Origin of the sequence: Ruminococcus sp. AF31-8BH (assembly GCF_003460605.1) — a bacterium.
Lineage (GTDB): Bacteria > Bacillota > Clostridia > Lachnospirales > Lachnospiraceae > Blautia_A > Blautia_A acetigignens.
In genome coordinates this window covers 10269-11810 of sequence record NZ_QTVN01000030.1, presented here as the reverse complement: position 1 = coordinate 11810, position 1542 = coordinate 10269, and the positions used below count along the sequence as shown (strand labels likewise).

The following is a 1542-nucleotide window of genomic DNA, read 5'->3' as shown; positions in this document are numbered from 1 at the left end:
TGCTCACTGATACGCCCTGCAATCATATCCTCATAAAGCCGCATGACCATTTTATCCAGAACCTCAATCCGTTCCTCGTCCCTTGTAAGGGAGCGTTCCATTGCTTCCCGCTGTTCCCGCTGCTCGGCTTCACAGGTATTAGTCAGGCGGTCGGCAACCGCTTTCCCGTCCATCAGGGCAGCTCTGGCACATTCCCGGATTTTCCGCAGCACATGGCTGTAAAGGGTGTCATAGTCAATCCGGTGCTGGGTGCAGTGGTTCTTTCCAAAGGCATTGTAGGTTTTGCAGGAGTAAATCTGCTGGGGATGTTTTGCGTTTGTGTAGCGTATCGTCAGCGACTTCCCACACTCGCCGCATTTTATCAATCCGGCAAACAGGCTGATTTCATTGGTCTGCCCCGGACGCTGGCGGGATTTCAGCTTGTTCTGCACAATGTCAAAGCTCATGCGGTCAATCAGCGGTTCATGCTGTTCCTCCACTACAATCCAGTCCTCCGGCTTCTTTTCCCCAATCGTGCCGATTTTGAAGCGGTAGTCTTTTTTCTGGGAAGCAATCGCCCCGGTGTAGACGGGATTCATCAAAAGGTCTTTGATAACGGAGAAGTCCCACATATACCGCCCGTTTTCCGGGTCTTTCTTTTCCCATTTGGTGCGGGTATTGCGAAGCCCCCGTTCCCGGTTCCACCATGTTGGGCAGGGGATTTTTTCTTCCTCCAGCCGTCTGCGGATATAGTTCGGACCATGACCGTTCAGGGCATATCCGAAAATCAGCCGCACAATCGGGGCGGTTTCCTCGTCAATGAGCAGATGGTTTCTGTCCTCTGGGTCTTTCCGATACCCAAAAGGGGCAAGACACCCGGTAAACTGTCCTTTCTGCGCTTTCAGAAGATAAGAGGAATGGACTTTCTTGGAAATATCCTTGCTGTACATCTCGTTCAGGATATTCTTGAACGGGGCAATATCGTTGTTATCCCGCAGGGTGTCGATACCGTCATTCATGGCGATATAGCGGACACCGTTTCTTGGGAAAAAGTCCTCAATCAAATGCCCGGTTTGCAGATAGTTACGCCCCAGTCGGCTGAGGTCTTTCGTGATGACAAGGTTGATCTGCCTGCGCTCAATGGCTCTCAACATTCTCTGTAAATCAGGACGCTCCATGTTAAGACCTGTGAAGCCATCATCCTGATAGACTGCCACAACCTCCCATCCCTGCTTTTCGCAGTATTTTTCCAGCATATCACGCTGGTTTGCGATACTGGCACTTTCGCCTTGCAGGTCATCGTCCTTTGACAGCCTGCAATAGACCGCCGCACGATAGCCCCCGGCAAGTGCCTTTCCGATTGTTCTATATTCCATTTCGTTCATCATAGCCATTTACCCACACAATCCAGACGGTATCTGGCTCTTTTGAACCTCATCTTCATTATAGCTCATATCTTTCCTTTTAGCAAGATATTCTTTCGTATTCGTCTTGCCGTATTTCTGGGAAATCAGGCTGACGAACACATCAGTGGCGTCCAGTTCCCCGTCAAATACAGTGGTC

General features: G+C 50.3%; 1 protein-coding gene. It reads right to left on the bottom strand.

Annotation, left to right across the window (positions count from 1 at the left end):
- Nucleotides 1–1373 (bottom strand): recombinase family protein (locus DWZ38_RS21370; RefSeq protein WP_117855324.1); only part of this gene is annotated, 1373 nt, incomplete at its 3' end.
- Nucleotides 1374–1542 lie beyond the last annotated feature (169 nt).